Below are 3,338 nucleotides of genomic sequence, written 5' to 3'. Positions count from 1 at the left end.
CATTTTGAAAGTTTTATTGAACACAGTATTATTGATGGAAGATTTAATAATGCAAGTGAAGTTGTTAGAGCTGGACTTCGTCTTTTAGAGGATGAGGAAAATAAAATAATTGCGCTGAGAAAGGCGATTAATGAAGGAATTGAAAGTGGTCGCGCAACAGACTTCGATCCGAAAAAACATCTTGCAATCTTAAGAGCCAAGAAAAAATAATGGCTAAATATTACTTCACTAATAAAGCCGTTGAGGACTTATCTGAAATTTGGGATTATACAATCGAAACTTGGTCTGAAATGCAAGCTGAAAAGTATTATGATTTACTTTTGGCATCATGTGATGATTTAGCAAATAATCCAGAACTTGGTAAAAACTATGATATAGTAACGAAAGGAATATTAGGTTTTAAATCAGGTGAACATATTATCTTCTACTCCATTATATCAAAGAACGAAATAGAAATCGCAAGAATTCTTCATGGAATGATGGATTTAAAAAGCAGACTATAAGGAACCTCACATTACAGCTACTAAAGCGGATTTGGGCAATTGGCTTAATGGAAAGATGGTTTTGTATTTGTTATGATTTGGCAAATCCGAAGAATCGGCTTAATTTAGTCTCAAACCCGCTGTAATGCCAAGACGTTGCCAGTAATTTCGCTTAAAAATTCGTGTAAATAAGAAACAAATATATAATGACTAAAATATCAAAATTCCTTTTATTTATTCCATTAATTTCATTCGGTCAAGAAAAAAGCGAAACTAAATCCGAATATCCAAATTATGTTGGAGACATCGAATTTAATTCTGAAATTGACAATAAAGATTTTGAGATATGCAATTTAAAACATATTTATCAATACTTCAATAATTCTGGCGCTTTAGAATATGAAGGAGAAAAATTGGCTATTGAAAAAGAGTTTGCTGAAAAATATAAATCAGAAATCATTAAAAATGAAACAGGGTTAATTAGAATTAATTTTGTTGTTAACTGCAAAGGAAAAACAGATCGATTTCGTTTGATTTCTATGGGCGAAAATTATGAAGAAAAAGTTTTTAATAAATCAATAACAGAACAACTTATGAGTATAACAAAAAACTTAAAAGGTTGGAAAGGGAAAAAATACAAAGAAAAAGAAATTGATTATTACCAATACTTGATTTTTAAAATTGAAAATGGACAATTAAAAGAAATATTACCTTGAAAAATTTAGCTTACTTTTTTTTACTCTGTCCGATTTATTTATTTTCTCAACCAAATTGTAATGCTTATTTGTACAAAGGTGATACTTTACAATATAAAGCTTGTATTGAAGCTGAAAAAACTGAAAAGCTTTATCAATTTCAAAGAGAGTTTCAAGAAATTCTTGATAACGCAATTAAAATTTGTCCAAATTTCGCGTATGCTTATAGAGAGAAATCAACAGCCTATTTAAAAAGTGGAGATTTTTTAACTTGGAAAAAATTAATAGACAAAGCAGTTGATTTAGATTACGGCCTAAATTTAGGTTATCGTGCTTGGTGTCGCTATCAATTTTTTCGAGATTATAAGGGAGCAATTAAAGACATTGAAAAACTTGATAGTTTGGCAAATTATAATATTGGATATTCAATAAATGGAGATTATCATTTGAATATCACAAAAGGCATTTGTTATAGTGCAATAAATAAAAAGAAAAAAGCAATCAAAATATTCAACGGACAATTAGAAACAAAAGATTATTCGCCTGGATTATATGATTATTATCAATTAGGCGTAACTTACTATGAAATTAAAGATTATACAAATGCTCTAATATCATTTGAAAAACAAAGTAAAATAAATGAGTTTGCGGACAATTCCTATTATAAATGCAAGGTTTACAAAATCTTAAAAAACCAAAAACAATATAAAAAGTATAAAGAAATGGCGTTGAAATTGTATGCAGAAAATAAAAAAATGTTCGACCCTTATACTCGGCATTTTAATAGTGTTTATTATGAAACAATTAAAAATGAATAAAAACTACTGGTAACAGCCACTATAACGGATTTGGGCATTTGGTTTAATGGAAAGTTGGTCTTGTAGTTGGAATGATTTGGCAAATCCGAAGAATGGGCTTAATTTAATCCCAAACCCGCTGTAGTACCAAGACGTTGGCGGTCAGCTGAATCCGAACTTACGTAGAAAAAAAATTTGAAGAATTAATTTTGTAATGCAGGAAAATTTGAAAAAATGTGCATAAAAATTGGAACGTAAAAGTTAGAACTTTAGATTGAGGGCTTAGTGAAATTATCCTTTTTATTTGTAGTTTCGCCAAGCAGAAAAACTCAGCTACAAAATACCAAACATTAACAAGCATTGGAACACAATATAACATTTAATTAAAATAGTCAATTAGGATTAAATAGATTGAAAAAACACATAAAATATCTGATTTCACTCTTTCTAGTTTTTGGACTGGTGGCTAATGATTGCACTTTATATTCTCAATCAAATTCAGCAGATTATTATCAATTCTCGAACGTAATTCTCAGAACAGAATTAAATACGAGGGGTGCCGAATTATACGTCTTCGATCAGGTAAATTCATTTAAGAATACTACTTTTCCAATTCTCTTTTCATACCTTCAATTTAAAGATTTTTTTGGTCTTCAAGTTAAGGTACTTTTAAAAACTCAAACGCTACTTTATCAAGAAGTAAGTTCAATTATGTCTTATAACATATTTATAAATGAGTTGATTACTTCAAAAAACTCATGTAAAAGTTTATACATAGCTTAAAAATAATTTTTAAGCATTTATGCAATTCAAAGCATAAGAATATAAAAAAGTGTATAATCCTTTATCATTTACAAAATGTATAATAACAAAACACGTTTAGAGAAATCTAAACGACCTCTTCTTTGGATAAAAAGAAAAATTATTCTAATTATTACAGCATTTATGGTTGGAATGTCAAACGGTCTAAACGAGGGAGACACAATGCTCAATGGAAATCAAAATCATACGGAACAACAAGATAAAAAAGATTGATTTTGATACATAGAAACAAGTTGCATAGCACGCATAAAAATATTGCTTTATGATTGTAATTTCGGCTAAAAACAACCGAACCGCTAACAGCTACTACAACGGATTTGGGCAATAGGCTTAATGGAAAGTTGGTTTTGTATTTGGAAGATTTGGCAAATCCGAAGAATGGGCTTAATTTAGTCCCAAACCCGCTGTATTACCAAGACGTTAGACCCAATTATAAAATAACAACATAATGACAATTAAAAACATATTAGTAACACTTCTTCTGACAATTTCTAACCTAACAACTTTTGCTCAAGACAAAATAACTACAGACCTAAAAACTT

At 29.2% G+C, this 3,338-nt stretch carries 4 protein-coding genes; all 4 read left to right on the top strand.

Going from position 1 to position 3,338, the window contains the following annotated elements; translation table 11 throughout:
* The coding region (locus VLC96_RS06465) for a type II toxin-antitoxin system ParD family antitoxin (protein ID WP_325261476.1) at positions 1 to 210 on the top strand (210 nt) is incomplete at its 5' end.
* Entirely contained in the window at positions 210 to 503 is a 294-nt protein-coding gene (locus VLC96_RS06460; RefSeq protein ID WP_325261474.1) for a type II toxin-antitoxin system RelE/ParE family toxin, read from the top strand. The genes VLC96_RS06465 and VLC96_RS06460, both read left to right, overlap by 1 nt.
* Before the next feature lie 185 nt (positions 504 to 688).
* Complete coding sequence (locus VLC96_RS06455; protein ID WP_325261472.1) at positions 689 to 1,198, top strand: hypothetical protein; 510 nt, start codon at positions 689 to 691, stop codon at positions 1,196 to 1,198.
* Positions 1,195 to 1,995, top strand: coding sequence for a tetratricopeptide repeat protein (locus tag VLC96_RS06450; RefSeq protein ID WP_325261470.1), 801 nt, complete (start codon positions 1,195 to 1,197; stop codon positions 1,993 to 1,995). The genes VLC96_RS06455 and VLC96_RS06450 overlap by 4 nt, the downstream gene beginning before the upstream one ends.
* Positions 1,996 to 3,338: the final 1,343 nt, after the last annotated feature.

The sequence above is a fragment of the Flavobacterium sp. genome (assembly GCF_035456085.1).
Lineage (GTDB): Bacteria > Bacteroidota > Bacteroidia > Flavobacteriales > Flavobacteriaceae > Flavobacterium.
This window is presented reverse-complemented; position numbering and strand designations above follow the sequence as displayed.